The following is a 20,798-nucleotide window of genomic DNA, read 5'->3' on the forward strand; positions in this document are numbered from 1 at the left end:
CATTTATTACAGAATATCATCAAACAGCTTTTCTTTATAAACGCCCTCTTCAATCAACTTCTTGAAAGATTCTACAACTGAGTCCTTATCTTCTTTGTAAGTAACTCCGAACCATTTATCCTGTGTTTCAAGGACTTTAACCGTCACTTCGCCTTTCTGAAGTAACTCATCAATGTAAATCGGAAGCAGATACTCTCCCTTTAGCACATCCACATCTGGTTTTTCAAAAAATTCCTTGAATCCTTTTTCCAGTGTCTCTACGAACTCCGGTGTCAGTCCCCACATATTCATCGATACATGGGAATTCTCATCAATTGGCTCCTGTCCGTCTTCTTTCTGGACTGCTGCCTTATTCCCCACTTTTACAATGTTCTTTGTCTCGTCAATTCCGGTCAGGTATCCATTCTCATTGACCTGGCATACACCTCTTGTAACGCCGCCGTTTTCACTGAGTGTATTCTTCAGAATAAACCCTGCCGCACAAAAATCTGTTGGTTTCTCCGGTGTGTACTCCTCCAGAAAATCATGCAGTTTAAAAAATGATTCTTTTCCATAATAGTCATCTGCATTAATTACCGCAAATGGCTCTTTTATAAGACCCTTACATGCCAGAACTGCCTGACCTGTTCCCCATGGCTTTGTACGGTCTTTTGGAAGTTTTACTCCTTTTGGAAGATCGTCGATTGCCTGGAATGCATAGTCAATCTCTACGTTTAATTGTTTACAGATAGCTTCGATTCTCTCTCCGATAACCTCCCGGAAGGCTTCCTCTATGTCCTTGCGGATAATAAATATAATCTTGTTAAATCCAGCTTCGATTGCATCATGAATGGAATAGTCCATAATGATCTCTCCATGCATTCCAACCGGCTCTAACTGCTTAATTCCTCCACCAAATCTGGAACCGATCCCGGCAGCCATAATAACTAATGATGTTTTCATCCTTTTACCTCCATATCATTATTATGATTTTATCTTTTCTAGTCATATCAGCGAATCTGTCTTGCTTCCAAATAATATCTTTTCTCCGTCGCATGTCCCATGGAAAATGTCTTTCTTGGAAGTGTTCCACTTTCAGTCACGTAAGGAAACAACTCTCTTTTCTCCATTGCAGGCAATAAAAAGCCAACCGCATTTTCCTTCTCTGCCAGGTTCTTTAATGCCTCTTCTCCATGTATATAATCCATCTGTCCTCTATGGTTTTTCAGATATTCGTCTAAAAAATTCTGTAAAATTGCGACTGCAAGCCTACTTTTATTCGGATTTAAATAAAGAACACCTTGGCGCTCTTTCGTATACCATTGTACTGGATATCCTTCCGGGGCGCAACATGTTTTTTGAAGCTCATCCAATAATGCCTCTGCATCTGTCTCTGTAACAATTCGATAAATCGGAGAAAATTCCAACGCTTTGTCGTGAATATTTTCCAGCTCCACCATCGCATATCTTGCCGGAGCATTTGCATTTTCTGTATCGGAATGTGTTTTTTTATAATTTTCATAACACACTTTTGCTGTAGCCAGCGAATGATTCCCGTCGCCAACCGCATAGGGCATCTCTGCACTTATATTCTCATAAGATGTGATCTGCTTTTCAAAATCTTTTGCAAGTTTTCCAGACACCAGCCATCCACTGATATGTCCGCCTTCTTTCATAAGATTAAAATTATAAATCTTACGCATTTCTTCCTTTTTCCCGCTCAGCCATTTCATCAACCCATCACTTCTATCATCACACAAAAGTAATACATGTGGCAATTCGACAGGCGCATCCTCACGGATTCTGACTCTTGGCGGAATTCTACAGGTCACTGTCTTTTCCGTCGCACGGATTCTGGAAGAACTATTTTCCGAATAATCATATGCTTCCAGATCAATCATCCCGATCAGCCCTCTTCGAATACTGCCATTTTTAAGGGTCCTCTCTACATAAACATAGGATTTTTCATATTTCTGAAAAATTCCCTGTTCAAGATATGATTGCATATTCCAATGGATTGTCTTTATCTTTTCATTCTCGTCCACTTCTTCCAATTCTGCTTCCGGAAAAATCAAATGAAAGGAAGATGGAGCATCTCCTACCGTCTCCTTTACATCTTTCCAGTATTCTGGCTGCGAAGAGAACTGGTCGCATGCAATCACCGACCACTTCTCCATGCTTTCTACATCTGGAATCAGAATATCTGCCGGCAAAAATACATTCATGATTACGCCTCTTTTCCTGCCAGATAATCAATAAACTGCTGTGCAGTTCGTCCTGACATTCCTCCGTGACTTAACTCCCATTTATTTGCCTCTGCCAGGAGTTCCTCCTCCGTTATATTAAGATTATTTCTCTTGGCAAGCTGGCACACGATTTCCTGAAACTCTCGTTTCTGTGGTCTTCCAAAGTAGATCGTCACACCAAATCTTGCTACCAGTGACAGCTTTTCCTGTACGGTATCATTTGTATGTAATTCTTCATCTCTATCTTCTTTATCCTTAAATGTCTCACGGATCAGATGTCTTCGGTTAGATGTTGCATAAATAAGCACATTATCTGGTTTTTTCTCAAGTCCTCCCTCGATGACTGCTTTCAGATATTTATATTCAATCTCAAATTCCTCGAATGACAGATCATCCATGTATATGATGAACTTGTAATTACGGTTCTTGATCTGCGCAATTACATCATTGAGATCCTGGAATTGATGCTTATAGACTTCGATCATACGAAGGCCCTGATCATAATACTGATTCAGGATTGCCTTGATAGAAGAAGATTTCCCGGTTCCGGCATCTCCAAATAACAGACAGTTATTGGATTTTCTTCCCATAACAAATGCTTCTGTATTGTCGATCAGTTTTTTCTTTGCCATCTCGTATCCCACCAGATCATCCAGGTGCACGTGAGCAATCTTTGTGATCGGCACGATTCTTGCCCCTTCTTCGGTATGCTCAATACGAAATGCTTTGTGAAGCCCCAGTTTGCCAACGCCAAATTCCTTGTAGAACTGTGTTACTTTCTCTTTAAATTCTTCTGCACATTTCGTTCCATCAAGTGCCTTTGCAAGGTCACAGATACGGTCACGGATTCTCTCATTGAAGACCTGTCCATGTCCATTGACCCCCTTGTAATCCCGGATCATGGCAAGTCCATCTTCTCCAAGTACCTCTCCAAGATTCTGGAAATCATAGTCAAACAGTTCTTTAAAAATCTTAAAATCATGCAGTGCTGCAATATTAATACTTCCTTCGACCGGTCCGACAATCTCACAGGAAGTGCTGTATGCATTCTCATGACTGACCATAAGGTAAGTCAGATAAGTATGCCACAGATTTCCTTCAAATCCGTGACTGACTGATAACTCTGTCAGATCACCAATCGTAGAATACAGAAGGCTCTTCATATCGTCCTCATTGTAATATTCATTATTATAGTTCTCCATAAGAAATGTCATGTCCTGGAGAAGTTCCCCGTCTTCCATATCTTTATATAAAATCAATTCATTCATTCTCATTTCCTCGATGTCTCCTTTTTTATGTCATTTTATGTTTTTCTATTATACAAATCCTCTAACGGATTACTCTATGTCCGGCACTCCCACACTGGTATTAGTAATTTCCAAGTATCTTCAGGCTTCTGCTCTCTTCCCGCAAGCCCCTAAGTGCATTCTTCACACCTGGTTCTTCCAGATTGCCTTCAAAATCTACAAAGAAACGGTACTCCCAGCTTCTTCCCTCAATTGGTCTGGACTCGATTTTTGACATATTCAGATCATTATAAATAAAATGTGACAGTAAATGATACAGCGATCCACTCTCATGTGGAACCTCAAAGCAAATACTGATCTTCTTTGCCCCTTTCAAGAACACCTTCTGGTTCGTCACAATAATAAATCTTGTACAGTTTCCGGATTCATCATTAATGTTGTCTTCTAACACTTCCAGTCCGTAGACTTTTGCCGCATAGGCACTGCAGACTGCCGCCTGAGTCCGGTCCTGGTCATCCAGGATTTTCTTTGCTGCAATAGCTGTATTTGCCACGCTGATCTGCTGCCAGCCACTGTGTTCTTCCAAAAACCTGGTCGTCTGCATCAGCGCTTCTGCTTTAGAATACACTCGCTTCAGTTCAGAAAGCTGTGTCCCTGGAAGTCCTGCCAGTGTATGCGTGATTGGAATTATGACTTCTCCTACAATATAATTTTCAAATTCTACCAGAAGGTCATAGACTTCGTTTACCGCACCTGCTGTAGAATTTTCGATTGGAAGCACTGCATAATCTGCGGCGCCCTCCTCGATTGCTTCCATTGCATCCCGGAATGTACGGACGGAATAACTGTTGCAGTCCTCTCCGAAATAGGTCTTCATAGCTGCCTGTCCATAAGCACCTTCCATGCCCTGAAATACGACTCTCGCTTTCTCCACGCCAAGTGAATCAATCTCTATAAAAGGAAGTCTTCCAAGAGCTCCTGCCTTCACAAGCTGCTGATACTGTAACTTGCGGCTCAGGGACATAAGCTGCTGATACAGTTCCTGAACTCCTTTTTTATCAAAATCAGAAGAAACTTTTGATGCCACATTCTGAAGCTTTTCTTTCTCCCTTACACGGTCAAATACTTTTCTTCCTGCTTCGACCTTATATTCTCCAACCTGTTCACATATTTTCATTCGCTCTTCATATAACTTCACGATCTGATCATCTACGACATCTAACTGTCCTCTTAATTCTTCTAATGTAGCCATCCATCTTGTCTCCTTTACAAATACCATAGTCAGTATCACTTGCATCCTTCGCCTCTCTATACTGACACCATTGCATTATAATACATTTCATATCTAAAATCTACCTTCCATTCTTATCCTGATTACAGATTCAAAAAAATTATTTTTTACATTCAAAAAAAATTATTTTTACATTGAAAATCTGACAGGTTTGTTATATTATGTACAGAGACTTTTAAGTAAACGTCGCGAAGGAGGATTTTATGAGACACTTGATGAGTCCACTTGATTTCACAGTGGAAGAATTAGACAATCTTATGGATTTAGCCCAGGACATCGAAAAGGACCCTAAGAAATATGCTCATGCATGTGATGGAAAGAAATTAGCAACTTTATTTTTTGAACCAAGTACACGTACTAGACTCAGTCATGAAGCAGCAATGCTTAATCTCGGAGGCAGTGTTCTTGGTTTTTCTTCTGCCGATTCCAGCTCTGCAACAAAAGGGGAAACTGTTGCAGATACGATTCGTATGATTTCCTGTTATGCGGATATCTGTGCAATGAGACATCCGAAAGAAGGAGCTGCGCTGGTAGCCAGCGAGCATTCCAGAATCCCTGTCATCAATGCAGGAGACGGCGGACATCAGCATCCGACACAGACCCTGACCGATCTGCTTACAATCCGTTCTTTAAAAGGTCATCTTGATAATATCACGATCGGTCTTTGCGGAGATTTAAAATTTGGCCGTACCGTTCACTCTCTGATTCACGCTCTGGTGCGTTACAAAAATGTAAAATTCATTCTGATCTCACCAGAAGAACTTCGTGTTCCAAGTTATATCCGCAATGATGTTCTCGACAAAGAACATGCACAGTATGAAGAGGTCGTTCGTCTGGAAGATGCTCTTCCAAAGCTCGATATTCTCTACATGACCCGTGTACAGAAAGAACGTTTCTTCAATGAAGAAGACTATATCCGTATGAAAGATTTTTATGTACTGGATGCTCAGAAGATGGAGCTTGCGCCAAAGGATATGTATGTACTTCACCCACTTCCTAGAGTAAATGAAATTGCTGTTGAAGTTGATGATGACCCAAGAGCTGCTTATTTCGCTCAGGCTCAGTACGGAGTATACATTCGAATGGCTCTGATTCTGACATTACTGGAAATCGAAGTCTAAGGAGGAATATACTATGGTTAAGAATACACTGAATGTAGGTCAGATCTCAGAAGGATTTGTACTGGATCACATCCAGGCAGGAAGAAGTATGGATATTTACAAATATCTTCACTTAGATCAACTGGACTGCTGTGTTGCAATTATCAAAAATGCAAAAAGTAACTGTATGGGCAAAAAGGATATCATGAAAATCGAATGTCCGATCGATTTTATGGATCTTGACATCCTTGGTTTCATTGATCACAACATTACCGTCAACATTATCCAGAATGAGAAGGTTGTTGCGAAAAAATGTCTTCACCTTCCTCACGAAATCCGCAATGTGATCCGCTGTAAAAATCCTCGTTGTATCACTTCTATTGAGCAGGGACTGGATCATGTTTTCGTACTGACCGATCCGGACGAAGAAGTATACCGCTGCAAATACTGCGAAGAAAAATATCAGGGAAGACTTGGTAAACGCAAATAAAACTTCCTGTTTTAACTATGCAGACAGTTATCTTTTATTTATGAATTGATGATAAACATTGAATTAAATGTATAAAAAAAGATTTTCAGTTTCAATTTTCGAAGCTGAAAATCTTTTTTATTACCATATTGGAATAAAGCAAAAGCAAGCAAGACGATAAGCCGGGTTATGTCGTTGAGCGATCATCTATCTAGACCTGATGTTGCCATCAGGTTCCAGCGACCTACCTGAGACTTGACGGGCCGCCAAATTGTCTCTGCACGGTCTTGCTTCGAGTGGGGTTTACATGTGCCCCGGTCGTTACCGGCCGGGCGGTAGTCTCTTACACTGCCCTTCCACCCTTACCTGTCCATTCTCATAAGAGTCTGTCAGGCGGTACATTTCTGTTGCACTGGCCTTGGAGTCGCCTCCACCGGACGTTATCCGGCACCCTGCCCTGCGAAGCCCGGACTTTCCTCACCTGCTGCCTTTCGGCAATTACAGCCGCGATCACCTGTCTTACTTGCAAGTATTTATTATATCATATTTTTTCTAAAAAGAAAGAACTTTTTTACCTCATTGCATCTGCCGCAGAAGTTGCGAGTTCATCGCATCGCTCATTCTGAGGATGTCCATCATGTCCTTTCACCCAGATAAATGTCACATTGTGTGGCTCTTTCGCTTCCAGAAGCCGTTTCCAGAGATCCACATTTTTTACAGGCTCATTCTTTCCACGTTTCCAGCCTTTCTTCAGCCACCCGCCGATCCAGTTCTGATTGAATGCATCTACCACATACTTTGAATCGGAATACAACTTCACATCACACGGACGGTTCAATGCTTCCAGTCCAGCTATGACTGCCATCAACTCCATGCGGTTATTCGTTGTCTTCTCATATCCCTTTGACAATTCCTTTATATGAAGTTCGCCTTTTGAATCTACGTACTCTAAAATAGTTCCGTATCCTCCCGGTCCATCCGGGTTTCCTCTGGCTGCTCCATCGGTGTATATACTGACCAGCATCTATCTTTCCTCCTCGAAATAAAAGCTCTGACCCGGTTCTTTCACCTTCATGATCCGCTCTCTATACGGCTCCGACACTGAATTTTTCAAAAACTTATCTAAAATGTCATACCCCCACATATGCATTGGGAATACAATCTTTGTATTCGTATGCTGCATAAAATAATTGATACCAAGTACAGACTCTTCTCCCTGTCTGGAATCAAGCGGGAAAAATGCATAATCAATTTCTTCACCCTCGATTTTTGCAATCTCTTTCTGATATGCCTGTCTCATCGGTTCATTCCAGGTCTCATCATCCTCTTCTTCCCAGTACCACCAGTTCAGATCTCCTGCATGAAAAAATGTTTTCTCTTTCACCCTTACAAGAAATGCCACACCTTCATCGGTGGATTTCAGTGTATGAATCCTTAAATCCCAAATATTAAAATCTGCATCTGCACCTATATGCTCCGTCTGATCTTTTGGCCCTGCCGCCTCAATGTCATCAGATAAAATATAGTGGATATTCTCATATTCTTCTGCCCACGTAAATATTTTCTTTTTAAAATGATCGTAGTGCACATGACTTGCAAATACACAGATTTTTTTATCTTTATCAAACTGTGGCAGATTTCCTTTATAATAATCAAAAATCAATACATAATCGTCACACTCAACAGTAAATCCGCTATGTTCCAGGTAAGTAATTTTAATCATTATTTTATTCCCTGTGCCACTTCAACTGCATGCATGACCTCTGGCAAGATGTATCCAAGACATTCCTTTACAGCTCCTGCTTTTCCAGGAAGATTTACAATCACAACATTTCCACGGATTCCTGCCGCTGCACGGTTCAACATAGCTCTTTTTGTCAGTGTAAGCATGTGTGCACGCATACCTTCCGGAATTCCAAGAAGTGGTCTGTCTACAACTTCCATAGTTGCCTCCGGTGTGCAGTCTTCCGGTCCGCAGCCTGCTCCGCCTGTTGTCAGGATCAGGTCTGCAAGATTTCCGTCTGCCATTCTCTGAAAAACAGTAGATAATACAGTTTTGTCTGTCGGGAGATCCTTCATGAACACAACGTCAAGCCCTGCTTCCTCCACCATCTTGCGGATTACTTTTCCACTTGCATCCTCCTGCTCTCCTTTATAAACTGCTGTACTTGCAGTAATAATCGCTACTTTCATCAAATTGTACCTCCATACATTTTTTCTATCTCATTCAAAGTCTTATCTTTTTTCTTAAGTTCCTTTTTGACATCCATAAAATAGTATAGCACAAATTATGCAGGGGGTAAATCATTTTTATATGATGATGCACACCAGTCCTCCATTACTGTCATTGACAATCTTCTGCATTGTATCCTGAAGCTTTGTCTGGCTTTCATCCCCGATCATGGCAATCTTACCCCGGATACCATCCATCACTAATTCTTCCACAGATTTTCCGAAAATGTTCGTCTCCCAGATTCCATGTTCGGTTTCTGCTTCCTGCTTAATGAATGTAAGAAGATCTTTCGCCTGATCTTCTGTTCCGACAATCGGTGCAATCTCTGTCTCGATATTCGCCCGGATCAGATGGATAGACGGGGCCTTTGAATGTATCTTCACGCCATATTTATTTCCCTGTTTGATAAGCTCCGGCTCCAAAAGTGTAATTTCATCTCTTACCGGACTGACCACCCCATATCCTTTCATTCGAACAGTTGTAAATGCGTCCCGGACTCCTTCATATTCTTCCTTTAATTTCGCAAGTTCCTGAATTGTTGCAACCAGCTCATATTGTCCTGCAATCTTCGTTCCCGTCATCTCGCTTAACATTTCGTAATAATATCTTTCTGGTATAGAAATGTTGATATTCACACAGCCCTGACCCATTCCAATCTGATCCACTTTGCAGGAATCTATGTACTCACTCTCAGAAACATCTATACTTCCAAGAGCATCCCGGATTTTGGTAAGTCGTTCCAGAATCACTCTCACATGTTCAATCAGATCTTGTTTGATCTTGTGGTCTCTTGGAAGCATCTCCACCCATTTCGGAACAAAAAACTGAATTTCAGATATCGGAAACTCAAAAAGGACTTCCGATAAAATCTGACAGATATCCTCTCTGGTAAGTTTTTCACAGTTGACCGGCAGCGCCCGTACTCCATATTCCTGTTCCAGATTCTTCGCGGTGTTCTGCGCCCGTTCTCCCTGTGGCTCTTTTGAATTCACAAGTACAATGAACGGCTTTCCGATTCCATTTAATTCCTGTATCGTCATACGCTCCGCATCTTTGTAATTCTCTCTTGGAATGTCTGTGATGGTACCGTCTGTCGTAATCACAATTCCAATGGTTGAATGATCATGAATTACTTTTCTAGTTCCAATCCCGGCAGCCTTTGCAAATGGGATCTCATAAGCAAACCACGGTGTTTTCACCTGTCTCTGGGAATCCCCGTCCATATAACCAGCAGCACCTTCTACCATATAACCGACGCAGTCAATCAGACGTACCTTCACATCCACGTCATCAGAAAGCCGGATTTTTGCCGCTTCCTTCGGCACGAACTTTGGTTCCGTTGTCATAATCGTGCGTCCCGAAGCAGATTGCGGCAGCTCATCCTGCGTACGCATTCTGGCATGTTCATCTTCCATTTCCGGAAGCACCAGCACATCCATGAATCTTTTAATAAATGTAGACTTTCCCGTTCGGACCGGTCCCACAACACCAATGTAGATTTCTCCATTCGTCCTCGCTTCGATATCTTTGTATACCTGAAATCTATCCATCAAAATACCCCCATGCATGAACTTGTTTTACTGTTAACAGATTATGCAGAAAACATTCCGAGTATGTATAGAATTCTGCTTACTATGTATGAATTTTCTGCTTATGGATTTAAAAAGAACATAAACTTACACATACGCCTTATACACATCGAAAACAATTCATGAAACTTACTCTTAAAAATACAGAACACCTGATATATCAAATAACACGCGCGACTTATGTACGATGGAAATGAGACTCTGTCAATCTTAACTGCTCTTGCAGATAAGATTGACTGCCTTAGAGGCTCATTGGAATGTTTCGTACATGAAGCAAGTGTATTCGATATACCAGGTGTTCGTCCTGTTTCAAACAATTTTTATTATAATTATCCTTCCCACGGAAGTGCTGTATGCTCCGCCTTATTATCTCTGAGCATGAGTTCATTAACTGCTTCTTTCGGGTCTTTTCCATCAAACAATACTTCGCTGACTTTATTGATGATCGGAAGTGATACTCCATATTTTTCGCCAAGTTTTACTGCCGCTTTTGCAGAATACACTCCTTCTACTACCATCTGAACCTCATCCATTGCTTCCTGCATGGATTTTCCCTGCCCCATGAGATAACCTGCTTTGCGGTTACGGCTGTGGACACTGGCACACGTTACAATCAGATCACCGATTCCTGTAAGTCCGGAAAATGTCTCAACTGCGCCGCCCATTTTCACACCTAGTCTTGCAATCTCTGCAATTCCTCTTGTGATGAGTGCAGCCTTTGTATTATCTCCATATCCCATTCCGTCAGCAATACCTGCTGCCAGAGCGATGACATTTTTCAAAGAACCGCCAAGTTCCATGCCAAGCATATCCGGGCTTGTATATACACGGAACACTTCACTTGCGAACATCTGCTGCAGATACTCGGCTGTCTTTTCCGTCTTTGCTCCCACAACAACAGTAGTCGGAAGTCCTCTTCCTACTTCCTCAGCGTGGCTTGGTCCGGACAGGACTGCTACATCAGCCTGTGGAATTTCATCCTCGATCTGCTGAGATAGTGTCATCAGAGTTGACTCTTCGATTCCTTTCGCAACATCAACAATGATCTGACCTTCCGCTACATATGGGCACATATTTTTCGCTGTTCCCCTTGTAAATGTAGACGGAACTGCAAGCACAAGGAAATCTTTTCCTTCTACAGCTTTCTTAAGATTTGTTGTAAATTTCATTGTATCCGGAAGCTTCACGCCCGGAAGCTTTGATTTGTGCTCACGCTCTTTATCCAGCATCCGGATTTCATCTTCCAGAATTGACCACATAGTCACATCATGACCGTTTTTACTCAGAAGAAGCGCCAGTGCAGTCCCCCAGCTTCCTGCCCCTATCACACTTACCTTTGCCATAATCTTCCTCCTTATTATTTCTTTCCGATACTGATCTTATTCTCCGTACCGTTCATGAGTCTTACAATATTTGCCTTATGTTTATAAAATGCGGATAACATCAGAAATGCCGCAATTCCATACATTTCATAAAGATACGGCGGTTTTACACCAAATCCGCCCATCTGGCCATACACAACCACTTCGATCAGATAAATGATCACAACTGCCAGGGAGCCAAGAGACACATAACGTGTCACTGCCACGATTCCGAGAAATGCAAATAAACAGATTAAAACCATCCATACATTTGTCGTACTTAAGATCAGTCCGGCTGTCGCTGCGATTCCTTTTCCGCCTTTAAAGTTCAGATAAAATGGATAATTGTGCCCAAGTACCGCACCCATCCCTGCATCCATGGCAAGGAGTGGGAAAATGTCTGCGTAAGTCTTTCCGTAAATCAGGTAAACCGTCACAACTGCAAAGACACATTTAAAGCAGTCTCCAAGAAGTGTGACAAGTCCCGCTTTGATTCCCATCGTGCGAAGAGCGTTAGTGCTTCCTGCATTGCCGCTTCCCTCTTTTCGGATATCGACTCCTTTCATCTTACCATAGATGTATCCTGTCTGGATCAGTCCAAATGCATACCCGATCAGTAGACATATAAAACGTTCCATTTTCTAATTATCCCTTTCTTTTCTTTCTCTCACAAAGAATTTTAGTGATGTTCCCTTGAAGCCAAAGGACTCTCTGATCTTATTCTCCAGATATCTCTGATAGGAGAAATGCATCAGTTCTTTATCATTGACAAAAATTACAAATGAAGGCGGCTTTACCGCTACCTGCGTCATGTAATAGATTTTCAGACGCTTTCCTTTGTCTGAAGGCGGCTGCTGCATTGCTGTTGCTTCCATCAGAATCTCATTAAGTACCCCTGTTGCAACACGCAGTGTCTGATTCTCAATGACCATATCAATCATATCGAACATTTTTGGAAGACGCTGACCTGTCACTGCAGACACGTACATAATCTCTGCGTATGGCATAAATGAAAGGACACGGCGCACTTCATTCTCATACTCACGCATGGTCTTATCATTTTTCTCAATAGCATCCCACTTATTTACCACGATGATAACACCTTTTCCACGCTCATGCGCAATTCCTGCCACCTTGGCATCCTGTTCTGTCACACCCTGAGTCGCATCAATTACGACAAGAACCACATCTGCACGCTCCACCGCTGTTACGGTACGGATAATACTGTATCGCTCCAGTTCCTCTTTAATCTTATTCTTTCTGCGAAGCCCTGCTGTATCAATAAAGACATATTCTTTTCCATTGTGCACGATCTCCGTATCAATGGCATCCCTTGTTGTTCCTGCAATGTCACTGACGATCACACGCTGCTCTCCAAGAAGCTTGTTAATAATAGAAGACTTACCTACGTTCGGTTTTCCTACAATTGCCACACGCGGACGAGAGTCCTCTTCCTCTTCTCCTTCATGCTCTGGGAAATGTTCGATCACCTTATCAAGCATATCTCCAAGTCCGAGTCTTGATGATGCAGAGATTGGCACCGGATCACCGATTCCAAGATTATAGAACTCATAAGTATCTGCCATATATTTATCAAAATTATCTACTTTGTTTACAACAAGAATGACCGGCTTTCCGCTTCTTCTTAACATATCTGCAACTTTAGAATCGGAATCCACAAGCCCCTGCTTTACATCTGTAATAAAAATAATAACATCTGATGTATCAATAGCAATCTGAGCCTGTTCACGCATCTGCGACAGAATAATGTCCTTGCTCTCCGGTTCAATACCACCGGTGTCGATCAATGTAAAATCTTTATCAAGCCAGCTGACATCTGCGTAGATTCGATCACGGGTAACTCCCGGTGTGTCTTTTACAATTGAAATCTTCTCTCCTGCCAGCGCATTAAAAAGTGTGGACTTACCCACATTCGGTCTACCCACAATCGCTACTACTGGTTTACTCATATATTTATCTCCATTTCTGTAAATATTCGATTTTTCATCTTATCCACTTGATTTTACAATATCTGCTTCAACTTGTAAAGTTTATAAAATAGAAAACATACCATTGACCTTACATAGGTAAAAATGATATAACTGTAATGTGAGTTATGTTAGAACAAAATATCATTAAAAAGAAATGAAATATTTATATGTAACAGGAGAGCGTTATGAACAACATTACGATTAACAGTAACAGTAATGATATCAAGGAGATGGAAAAGCTTTTCCCAAGAGCCCCTCTGAAGATCATTGCTATGGAAGGCTGCAAGGAACTGGGACAGAAAGTGAATGACTATATTGTCAACTTCAGGCAGTCCTCTTACCGTGAAGAATTAAAATCACCAATGTATGCAACTTATCTTCAGGACAATTATCTGGTAGATGCACATTGCCCACGTTTTGGAAGCGGTGAAGCAAAAGGTGTCCTGAACGAATCTGTCCGTGGAAAAGACCTGTTTATTATGACAGATGTATGTAATTACAGCCTGACATATTCCGTCAACGGATATGTGAACCACATGTCACCGGACGATCACTATCAGGATCTGAAACGTCTGATTTCCGCTGCTAATGGTAAGGAACACCGCCTTAACATTATTATGCCGTTTTTGTATGAGAGCCGTCAGCACAAACGTACAAAACGTGAGTCTCTGGACTGCGCTTTGGCACTTCAGGAACTGATTGACATGGGCGTAGACAATATCTTCACATTTGATGCTCACGATCCGCGTGTACAGAATTCAATCCCGCTTTACGGATTCGACAGTTTCAACCCGCCATATCAGTTCATGAAAGCACTGCTTCGCGCAGAACCAAACCTTTCTGTTGACCCGGATCACCTGATGATCATCAGTCCGGATGAAGGTGCAATGTCCCGTGCCGTATACTTCTCCAACGTTATCGGAGTTGACATGGGTATGTTCTACAAGAGACGTGATTATTCAACAGTCATAAATGGAAAGAACCCAATTGTAGCACATGAGTTCTTAGGTTCTGATATCAAAGGAAAATCTGTCATCATCATCGATGATATGATTTCTTCCGGCGAAAGTATGTTGGACGTAGCTAAACAGATGAAAGACCGTGGTGCAAAACAGGTATTTGTATGTACAACATTTGGTCTTTTCACAGATGGATTTGAGAAATTTGACGAATTCCATGAGAAAGGTTACATCGATCGCGTGATCACTACGGACCTGACTTACCTCCCACCTGCATTCTATGAGAGAGAATACTTCACAGTTGCAGATATGAGTAAATTCATCGCGCTGATCATCGATTCCATGAACCACGATGTATCTATCAGTTCTGTATTAAGTCCGACTGACAGATTACACGCTCTTCTTGAAAGACACAGAAAAGATTTAGCAGAGAAAAATTTATAGGATTTTTCTCATAATCAGATATATATGCATTTTTATAGACCGCCAGTTAATAGCTGGCGGTTCTATTTTTCATGATTGGAAATAAGACTATGAACTTTTGAACGTCAAAAAAGGAATAGTTACAAGAATCTCTTCCATCACTATTCCTCTTTATATTTTGATTATGTTTGATCAACCTGCAGTTGTACCAATTAACGAATCACACGTACTCTTAACACATCATTAACTTTTGTTAGATCCTCGATAACACTGTCTGTCACATCAGAATCTATGTCAATCATCGTATATGCATACTCACCTTTGCTTTTATTCGTCATATCTGCGATATTCATATTATCATCTGCAAGAATCTTCGTGAATTGTCCGATCATATTCGGTACATTATGGTGAAGTAATGTAATTCTTGTATTTTCACCTTTGACTCCCATGTCGCAGTCCGGATAGTTTACAGAATGCTGGATATTACCATTTTCCAGATAATTTCTTACTTCTGCAACTGCCATCTTCGCACAGTTATCTTCAGACTCTTCTGTAGAAGCTCCAAGGTGTGGTGTGATAATTGCACCTTTGACTCCTGCCACGATTGGTGTCGGGAAATCTGTCACATAGTTCTTAACATGTCCGGAAACAAGTGCATCTACTACTGCCTCTTCATCAACTAGGACATTTCTTGCATAATTCAGAATGACAACGCCATCTTTCATAAGACCAATCGCATTCTTGTCAATCATACCTTTTGTACTATCCATAGCCGGCACATGGATCGTAATATAATCACAATCTTTATAAAGCTCATCAACGGTCTTTGCATGATGAATATTTCTGGACAGTCTCCATGCTGCATCCACAGACAGATATGGATCATATCCGTAAACTTCCATTCCAAGATGTACGGCTGCATTGGCAACAAGAACACCAATGGCTCCAAGTCCAATGACTCCCAGCTTCTTACCTTCGATTTCGCAGCCGGCAAACTGTTTCTTTGCCTTTTCGGCATCTTTTAAGATATTGCCGTCTTCTTCATTCTCCTGGACCCAGTTGATTCCTCCTATGATATCACGAGACGCAAGAAGCATACCTGCAATCACAAGCTCTTTTACACCATTTGCATTTGCTCCCGGTGTGTTGAATACAACGATTCCCTGCTCCGCACATGTATCCAGAGGAATGTTATTAACTCCAGCTCCTGCTCTTCCAATAGCCTTTAAGTTTTTGTCAAACTCCATGTCATGCATAACTGCACTTCTTACGAGAAGCGCATCTGCACCTTCTGCAGTATCAATCTTTGTATAATCTTCTGTAAAGTTATTCAATCCAATATCTGCGATTGGATTTAAGCAATGATATTTATACATATTAAGCGTTCTCCTTTTCAAATTTCTTCATGAATTCGACTAATGCTTCCACGCCTTCGATTGGCATCGCGTTGTAAATACTAGCACGCATACCTCCGACAGTACGGTGCCCTTTTAAGTTTACAAATCCGGCTGCATCTGCTTCTTTGACGAATTTAGCCTCCAGATCTTTGTCACCAATTACGAATGGAACATTCATAAGAGAACGGTCTTTTGGTACAACAGTTCCTTTGAACATCTTGCTCTGATCCAGGTAATCATACAGAATCTTTGCTTTTTTCTCATTGTGTTCTTTCATTGCAGCAAGTCCGCCCTGTTTTTTCAACCATTTGAAGACTTTGCCGCAAATATAAATTCCATAACACGGAGGTGTGTTATAAAGAGAACCTTTGTCCGCCTGTGTTTTATATTTTAACATAGTCGGTGTGCCTGGAAGTACGTCATCACGGATCAAATCTTCACGGATAATTGCAATCACAACTCCGGCAGGTCCGATATTTTTCTGTACTCCACCATAGAGAACACCGTATTTTTCTACATCGTGAGGCTCTGACAGGAAACAGGAAGATACATCTGCAACCAGCGTCTTGCCTTTCGTATTCGGAAGTTCTTTGTACTTCGTTCCATAGATTGTATTATTCTCACAGATATATACGTAATCTGCATCGTCATCAATCGGAAGATCGGAACAATCCGGAATATAAGAAAATGTCTTATCTGCGGAAGATGCAATGACATTCACCTTGCCGTATTTTTCTGCCTCTTGTGCTGCTTTTTTCGCCCACTGGCCTGTCACAATATAATCTGCGACACCATTTTTCATCAGGTTCATAGGAACTGCAGCGAACTGCTGGGATGCGCCTCCCTGCAAGAACAGTACCTTATAATTGTCCGGAATATTCAGTAAGTCTCTAAGATCTGCTTCTGCCTCATCGATAATATTCTGGAATACCTGAGAGCGGTGACTCATTTCCATCACGGACATTCCTGAACCCTGATAATCCAGCATCTCTGATGCTGCTTCTTTAAGGACCTCCACCGGTAACATTGCCGGACCTGCTGAAAAATTGTACACTCTACTCATAGTATTGCCTCCATTTCCCTTGCTCTTTTTGAGCTGTTAATTTGTTTATTATTTATTCTTCAAATCTGCTTCATCAAACGCTTCACTGATTGCCGCTCCAGGAGCAACCATTGGCCATACCTTATCATCACTGTCAATCTGACAATCGATGACAACTGGTCTTCCAAGATTCATTGCCTTTTCAAAAGCTGATTTAAATTCTTCCTGTGTTGTTGCGCGGATGCCTTCTGCACCCATTGCTTCTGCAAGTTTTACAAAATCTACTGCATCATTCAGTACTGTCGCAGAGTATCTCTGTCCGTAAAACAGATTCTGCCACTGTCGTACCATACCAAGAACGTGGTTGTTGATGACTACCTGAATCACTGGAATATTGTGGCGGACTGCAGTTGCGATCTCATTCATATTCATTCTAAAGCAACCGTCTCCTGCAATATTGACAACCACTTTGTCTTCTCTTCCACTCTTCGCTCCAAGAGCTGCGCCAAGACCATATCCCATGGTTCCAAGTCCTCCTGATGTCAGGAATGTTCTTGGTTTTGTATATTTATAAAACTGTGCTGCCCACATCTGATGCTGTCCGACCTCTGTAGAAATAATAGCCTCGCCCTTTGTCTGGCGATAAATCTCTTCTACTACGAACGGACCACTCAATACATCTTTATGATAAACTAGTGGATATTTTTCTTTGTATTCCTGAATTTTAGTCACCCATTCTGCATGATCCTGCTGTTCCAGGCGCTCATTCAATCTGTCAAGAACGACTTTTATGTCTCCTACAACACCTGCAGAAATCATCACATTTTTGTTCATCTCGGCAACATCTACATCAATCTGGATAATCTTTGCATTCTGTGCAAATTTCTGTGCATTTCCGGTTACACGGTCACTGAATCTTGCTCCGATCACAATCAGAAGATCACACTCACTGACACCGTAATTGGAAGTTTTTGTTCCATGCATTCCAAGCATTCCTGTATATAACGGGTCTGTTCCAGGAAATGCTCCCTTTCCCATAAGAGAATCTGTCACCGGTGCATCCACTTTTTTTGCAAATGTATAAAGTTCTTCGCTGGCTCCGGATAAAATTGCTCCTCCGCCAACGAAGATATAAGGCTTCTTTGCCCCCTTTATCATCTCTACTGCTGTGTCAAGCTGTGTTTCACAGATATTCTGTGATGGCTCTACAGTTACAGGCTTTTCTTTTACATACTCTGCCTTATTTGCAGTGACGTCTTTCGGAATATCAATCAGAACCGGACCCGGACGACCTTTTTTCGCAATGGCAAATGCCTTACGGATCGTCGCTGCCAGATTATTTACATCCTTTACAATAAAGTTATGCTTTGTAATTGGTAACGTAATTCCTGTAATATCAATCTCCTGGAAACTGTCTTTTCCAAGGAGGGAAACTCCTACATTACATGTGATTGCAACAATCGGAATGGAATCCATATATGCCGTAGCAATCCCTGTTACAAGGTTCGTAGCTCCCGGTCCACTCGTTGCAAGACACACGCCAACTTTACCTGTTGCTCTCGCATATCCGTCTGCTGCATGCGCTGCTCCCTGTTCGTGGGAAGTCAGGATATGCTTGATTTCATTCTGATGTTTATATAATTCATCGTACACATTTAAAATTGCTCCGCCAGGATACCCAAATACAGTATCCACGCCTTGCTCTTTCAAACATTCGATTACGATTTCTGATCCTGTCAACTGCATACTTTCTAACTCCTGTTCTATCATTATTTAGCTTTCGGTACTTCCAGGATCGCTCCCCGGTTTCCGGATGTAACCATAGCTGCATATCTTGCAAGGTATCCGGTTGTAACCTTCGGCTCTCTTGGCTGCCATTTTTCTTTTCTCTTAGCCAGTTCTTCATCAGATACATCTAACTCAAGCTTCATGTTCGGGATATCGATCTTGATGATATCTCCTTCTTCTACAAGTGCGATTGGTCCGCCAACTGCAGCCTCTGGTGAAACATGCCCAATAGATGCTCCTCTGGAAGCTCCACTGAAACGTCCGTCTGTGATCAGAGCAACGCTGGAACCAAGTCCCATTCCTGCGATTGCAGAAGTCGGGTTCAACATCTCTCTCATACCAGGACCACCCTTTGGTCCTTCATAACGGATAACAACAACATCACCGTGGTTGATCTTGCCGCCTTTGATTGCTGTGATTGCATCTTCCTCACATTCGAAGACTCTTGCCGGTCCTTCATGTACAAGCATTTCATCTACTACTGCAGAACGCTTTACAACACTTCCGTCCGGTGCAAGATTTCCTTTTAATACTGCAAGTCCGCCTGTCTGGCTGTACGGATTGTCGATTGGACGGATAACCTCTGGATCTTTGTTCTGCACTCCTTCAATGTTCTCGCCTACTGTCTTACCTGTAACTGTCATGCAGTCTGTATGAAGCAATCCTTTTTTGTTCAGTTCAGCCATAACCGCATAGACACCACCCGCCTCATTGAGATCCTCCATATAAGTCGGACCTGCCGGCGCAAGGTGGCAAAGGTTTGGAGTCTTTTCACTGATTCCATTTGCGAAATCAATCTCAAAATCCATACCAATCTCATGTGCGATTGCCGGAAGGTGAAGCATACTGTTTGTAGAACATCCAAGTGCCATATCAACCGTCAATGCATTCAGGATTGCATCCTCTGTCATAATATCTCTTGGACGGATATTTTTCTCCAATAATTCCATAACCTTCATACCTGCATGTTTTGCAAGACGGATTCTCTCAGAATATACAGCCGGGATTGTTCCGTTTCCACGAAGTCCCATTCCAAGCACTTCAGTCAGACAGTTCATACTGTTGGCTGTATACATACCAGAACAAGATCCGCATGTTGGACATACTTTGTTCTCAAATTCGCACAGATCTTCATCAGAAAGCGTTCCTGCTGCATTCGCTCCAACAGCCTCGAACATGCTGGAAAGACTTCTCTTCTGGCCTTTTACATGCCCTGCGAGCATCGGTCCTCCACTGACAAAGATTGTCGGAATATTAATTCTGGCTGCTGCCATCAGAAGTCCCGGTACGTTCTTATCGCAGTTCGGAACCATAACAAGTGCATCGAACTGATGCGCCATTGCCATAGCCTCTGTAGAGTCTGCGATCAGATCTCTTGTTACAAGAGAATACTTCATTCCAATATGTCCCATCGCAATTCCATCACAGACTGCGATTGCCGGAAATACAACTGGTGTTCCGCCAGCCATTGCAACACCCTGTTTTACTGCATTTACGATCTTATCCAAATTCATATGTCCTGGAACGATTTCATTATAAGAACTTACGATACCAACTAATGGTCTGTCCATCTCTTCCTGTGTCATTCCCAGTGCATGAAAAAGGGAACGATGTGGTGCCTGCTGTTTTCCTTTTGTTACTGTATCACTTCTCATGTTTTTGTTCTCCTTTTTGTATTATTCT

18 protein-coding genes and 1 other RNA gene are annotated in these 20,798 nt (G+C 41.9%); 3 read left to right on the plus strand and 16 right to left on the minus strand.

All coding sequences use genetic code 11. From position 1 onward, the window contains the following. Positions 1-6: 6 nt before the first annotated feature. The 4 genes from C7E02_RS03080 to pheA form a co-directional block, all read right to left on the minus strand. Positions 7-942, minus strand: a complete 936-nt coding sequence (locus tag C7E02_RS03080) for a nucleotidyltransferase family protein (protein ID WP_005331098.1) — start codon at positions 940-942, stop codon at positions 7-9. A gap of 47 nt (positions 943-989) precedes the next feature. Continuing rightward, the gene (locus C7E02_RS03085) at positions 990-2,204 is read right to left on the minus strand and encodes a DUF1015 domain-containing protein (RefSeq protein WP_105308772.1); all 1,215 of its coding nucleotides are present in this window, start codon (positions 2,202-2,204) and stop codon (positions 990-992) included. A gap of 2 nt (positions 2,205-2,206) precedes the next feature. Continuing rightward, entirely contained in the window at positions 2,207-3,499 is a 1,293-nt protein-coding gene (locus C7E02_RS03090; protein WP_105308773.1) for an ATP-binding protein, read from the minus strand. A 94-nt stretch (positions 3,500-3,593) separates the two neighbouring features. Continuing rightward, a complete protein-coding gene (pheA, locus tag C7E02_RS03095) occupies positions 3,594-4,724 on the minus strand; it encodes a prephenate dehydratase (RefSeq protein ID WP_044911670.1) in 1,131 nt (376 codons plus the stop codon). Between the two features lie 242 nt (positions 4,725-4,966). Here pheA and pyrB point away from each other — a divergent pair, with 242 nt between their 5' ends. Together pyrB and C7E02_RS03105 are read left to right on the plus strand one after the other, a co-directional pair. Beyond that, entirely contained in the window at positions 4,967-5,884 is a 918-nt protein-coding gene (pyrB, locus tag C7E02_RS03100) for an aspartate carbamoyltransferase (RefSeq protein WP_005336723.1), read from the plus strand. Positions 5,885-5,897: 13 nt separating this feature from the next. Next, the gene (locus C7E02_RS03105) at positions 5,898-6,353 is read left to right on the plus strand and encodes an aspartate carbamoyltransferase regulatory subunit (protein WP_005331128.1); all 456 of its coding nucleotides are present in this window, start codon (positions 5,898-5,900) and stop codon (positions 6,351-6,353) included. Between the two features lie 141 nt (positions 6,354-6,494). On the opposite strand, the gene rnpB is transcribed toward C7E02_RS03105, so the two are convergent. From rnpB to der, 8 genes are all read right to left on the minus strand, one after another. Continuing rightward, an RNA gene (rnpB, locus tag C7E02_RS03110) (RNase P RNA component class A) lies at positions 6,495-6,858 on the minus strand. 45 nt (positions 6,859-6,903) lie between these two features. Beyond that, positions 6,904-7,356, minus strand: coding sequence for a ribonuclease HI (gene rnhA, locus C7E02_RS03115; protein ID WP_005331130.1), 453 nt, complete (start codon positions 7,354-7,356; stop codon positions 6,904-6,906). Beyond that, positions 7,357-8,055 carry an MBL fold metallo-hydrolase gene (locus C7E02_RS03120; protein ID WP_005336724.1) on the minus strand — a complete coding sequence of 233 codons (699 nt, stop codon included), beginning with the start codon at positions 8,053-8,055 and terminating at the stop codon, positions 7,357-7,359. Beyond that, positions 8,055-8,525 carry a MogA/MoaB family molybdenum cofactor biosynthesis protein gene (locus C7E02_RS03125; protein ID WP_005336726.1) on the minus strand — a complete coding sequence of 157 codons (471 nt, stop codon included), beginning with the start codon at positions 8,523-8,525 and terminating at the stop codon, positions 8,055-8,057. The genes C7E02_RS03120 and C7E02_RS03125 overlap by 1 nt, the downstream gene beginning before the upstream one ends. A gap of 117 nt (positions 8,526-8,642) precedes the next feature. Then, complete coding sequence (gene spoIVA / locus C7E02_RS03130) at positions 8,643-10,115, minus strand: stage IV sporulation protein A (RefSeq protein ID WP_022279328.1); 1,473 nt, start codon at positions 10,113-10,115, stop codon at positions 8,643-8,645. Between the two features lie 368 nt (positions 10,116-10,483). Beyond that, a complete protein-coding gene (locus C7E02_RS03135; RefSeq protein ID WP_105308774.1) occupies positions 10,484-11,497 on the minus strand; it encodes an NAD(P)H-dependent glycerol-3-phosphate dehydrogenase in 1,014 nt (337 codons plus the stop codon). A gap of 14 nt (positions 11,498-11,511) precedes the next feature. Next, on the minus strand, positions 11,512-12,153 hold the full coding sequence (gene plsY, locus C7E02_RS03140) for a glycerol-3-phosphate 1-O-acyltransferase PlsY (protein ID WP_105308775.1): 642 nt from the start codon (positions 12,151-12,153) through the stop codon (positions 11,512-11,514). A 3-nt stretch (positions 12,154-12,156) separates the two neighbouring features. Then, positions 12,157-13,485: a ribosome biogenesis GTPase Der gene (gene der, locus C7E02_RS03145; protein WP_105308776.1), complete on the minus strand. Its 1,329-nt coding sequence runs from the start codon at positions 13,483-13,485 to the stop codon at positions 12,157-12,159. A 206-nt stretch (positions 13,486-13,691) separates the two neighbouring features. On the opposite strand from der, the gene C7E02_RS03150 reads away from it, so the two are divergent. Beyond that, positions 13,692-14,909 carry a ribose-phosphate pyrophosphokinase gene (locus C7E02_RS03150; protein ID WP_005336735.1) on the plus strand — a complete coding sequence of 406 codons (1,218 nt, stop codon included), beginning with the start codon at positions 13,692-13,694 and terminating at the stop codon, positions 14,907-14,909. Between the two features lie 191 nt (positions 14,910-15,100). Here the strand turns inward: C7E02_RS03150 and C7E02_RS03155 are convergent, their stop codons facing one another. The 4 genes from C7E02_RS03155 to ilvD are packed head-to-tail and all read right to left on the minus strand — an operon-like array spanning position 15,101 to position 20,770. After that, positions 15,101-16,264, minus strand: coding sequence for a phosphoglycerate dehydrogenase (locus C7E02_RS03155; RefSeq protein ID WP_022279325.1), 1,164 nt, complete (start codon positions 16,262-16,264; stop codon positions 15,101-15,103). A gap of 1 nt (position 16,265) precedes the next feature. Further along, complete coding sequence (serC, locus tag C7E02_RS03160; RefSeq protein WP_005331142.1) at positions 16,266-17,348, minus strand: 3-phosphoserine/phosphohydroxythreonine transaminase; 1,083 nt, start codon at positions 17,346-17,348, stop codon at positions 16,266-16,268. A gap of 48 nt (positions 17,349-17,396) precedes the next feature. Further along, positions 17,397-19,073: a biosynthetic-type acetolactate synthase large subunit gene (gene ilvB / locus C7E02_RS03165; protein WP_005336742.1), complete on the minus strand. Its 1,677-nt coding sequence runs from the start codon at positions 19,071-19,073 to the stop codon at positions 17,397-17,399. A gap of 23 nt (positions 19,074-19,096) precedes the next feature. Then, entirely contained in the window at positions 19,097-20,770 is a 1,674-nt protein-coding gene (ilvD, locus tag C7E02_RS03170) for a dihydroxy-acid dehydratase (protein ID WP_005336746.1), read from the minus strand. Positions 20,771-20,798 lie beyond the last annotated feature (28 nt).

Origin of the sequence: Dorea sp. Marseille-P4042, assembly GCF_900290215.1 — a bacterium.
Lineage (GTDB): Bacteria > Bacillota > Clostridia > Lachnospirales > Lachnospiraceae > Dorea > Dorea formicigenerans.

What these genes read in the sequence shown, in the direction of transcription:
- ilvB (WP_005336742.1), bottom strand. Translation starts at nt 19,073, where the DNA reads ATGCAGTTGACAGGATCAGAAATCGTAATCGAATGTTTGAAAGAGCAA.
- C7E02_RS03155 (WP_022279325.1), bottom strand. Translation starts at nt 16,264, where the DNA reads ATGTATAAATATCATTGCTTAAATCCAATCGCAGATATTGGATTGAAT.
- C7E02_RS03150 (WP_005336735.1), top strand. Translation starts at nt 13,692, where the DNA reads ATGAACAACATTACGATTAACAGTAACAGTAATGATATCAAGGAGATG.
- pyrB (WP_005336723.1), top strand. Translation starts at nt 4,967, where the DNA reads ATGAGACACTTGATGAGTCCACTTGATTTCACAGTGGAAGAATTAGAC.
- C7E02_RS03105 (WP_005331128.1), top strand. Translation starts at nt 5,898, where the DNA reads ATGGTTAAGAATACACTGAATGTAGGTCAGATCTCAGAAGGATTTGTA.
- rnhA (WP_005331130.1), bottom strand. Translation starts at nt 7,356, where the DNA reads ATGCTGGTCAGTATATACACCGATGGAGCAGCCAGAGGAAACCCGGAT.
- ilvD (WP_005336746.1), bottom strand. Translation starts at nt 20,770, where the DNA reads ATGAGAAGTGATACAGTAACAAAAGGAAAACAGCAGGCACCACATCGT.
- pheA (WP_044911670.1), bottom strand. Translation starts at nt 4,724, where the DNA reads ATGGCTACATTAGAAGAATTAAGAGGACAGTTAGATGTCGTAGATGAT.
- plsY (WP_105308775.1), bottom strand. Translation starts at nt 12,153, where the DNA reads ATGGAACGTTTTATATGTCTACTGATCGGGTATGCATTTGGACTGATC.
- spoIVA (WP_022279328.1), bottom strand. Translation starts at nt 10,115, where the DNA reads ATGGATAGATTTCAGGTATACAAAGATATCGAAGCGAGGACGAATGGA.
- C7E02_RS03135 (WP_105308774.1), bottom strand. Translation starts at nt 11,497, where the DNA reads ATGGCAAAGGTAAGTGTGATAGGGGCAGGAAGCTGGGGGACTGCACTG.
- C7E02_RS03085 (WP_105308772.1), bottom strand. Translation starts at nt 2,204, where the DNA reads ATGAATGTATTTTTGCCGGCAGATATTCTGATTCCAGATGTAGAAAGC.
- serC (WP_005331142.1), bottom strand. Translation starts at nt 17,348, where the DNA reads ATGAGTAGAGTGTACAATTTTTCAGCAGGTCCGGCAATGTTACCGGTG.
- C7E02_RS03120 (WP_005336724.1), bottom strand. Translation starts at nt 8,055, where the DNA reads ATGATTAAAATTACTTACCTGGAACATAGCGGATTTACTGTTGAGTGT.
- C7E02_RS03090 (WP_105308773.1), bottom strand. Translation starts at nt 3,499, where the DNA reads ATGAGAATGAATGAATTGATTTTATATAAAGATATGGAAGACGGGGAA.
- C7E02_RS03080 (WP_005331098.1), bottom strand. Translation starts at nt 942, where the DNA reads ATGAAAACATCATTAGTTATTATGGCTGCCGGGATCGGTTCCAGATTT.
- der (WP_105308776.1), bottom strand. Translation starts at nt 13,485, where the DNA reads ATGAGTAAACCAGTAGTAGCGATTGTGGGTAGACCGAATGTGGGTAAG.
- C7E02_RS03125 (WP_005336726.1), bottom strand. Translation starts at nt 8,525, where the DNA reads ATGAAAGTAGCGATTATTACTGCAAGTACAGCAGTTTATAAAGGAGAG.